The sequence below is a fragment of the Bradyrhizobium sp. Kon10 genome (genome assembly GCF_055807395.1).
This window is the reverse complement of sequence record NZ_JBVVOZ010000106.1, coordinates 1-797: the sequence shown is the minus strand read 5'-3', so window position 1 is coordinate 797 and position 797 is coordinate 1. Positions and strand designations below refer to the sequence as shown.

Sequence of the window (797 nt, the reverse complement as noted above, 5' to 3'; positions counted from 1 at the left end):
CGCCGCGCCATGAAGAACGGGTCCTGCGAAGCGGACGCCTGGATCTGCGCCGCCGCCGGGTCCTTGAGCGCGGCCTCGATGTCGGGCGCGCCATCGACCGCGGTGATGATCATGCCGGTGCGGTTTTGCTGGCGCGCCGCGAGGTCGGTGCCGATCGCCTGCGGATCGTTGATGGCGAAAATAGCGTCGATCTTGGGGAAGCGGGTCAGATAGCCTTGCGCGACCGTGAGGCCGCCTTCGCGCGAGCCCTTGGCGTCCTGGTCGCTGGACAACACCTTGATGCCGGGATTCTTCGAGAAAACATTCTTGCAGCCGGTGACGCGGTCGATCACCGCGGAAACCTGCGGCCCGTTCTCGATGATGACGTCGCCCTTGCCGCCCAGCTTGTCGACAATGTACTGGCAGGAAATCTCGCCGGCCTGGACGTTGTTGGTGGTCACGGTGGCATCGGCTCCTTCGGCCGCGGTGTCGACCGCGACGACCACGATGCCTGCCGCCTGCGCCTTCTTGATCGCCGGTCCGATCGCCTTGGGATCACCGGGGTTCAACAGGATCAGGTCGACGCCGGCGGCGATGAAATTGTCGATCTGGGTGACCTGCTTGCCGAGGTCGTATTCGAAGCCAACGGTGGTGATCTTGACATTGGGATTGGTCTTCTTGGCCTCGAACTCGGCGCCCTTCGACAGCGCGACGAAGAACGGGTTGCCCATCGATCCCAGCGAGACGCCGATCGACTTCAGCTCTTTGGCAAAGGACGGCGAGGTGCTCAGGGCAAGCGCCATCGCGGCGCCGGCGAG

At 64.5% G+C, this 797-nt stretch carries 1 protein-coding gene; it reads right to left on the bottom strand.

Annotation, left to right across the window (positions count from 1 at the left end):
- Positions 1 to 797 (bottom strand): ABC transporter substrate-binding protein (locus AC0L2O_RS36255; RefSeq protein WP_473373129.1); only part of this gene is annotated, 797 nt, incomplete at both ends.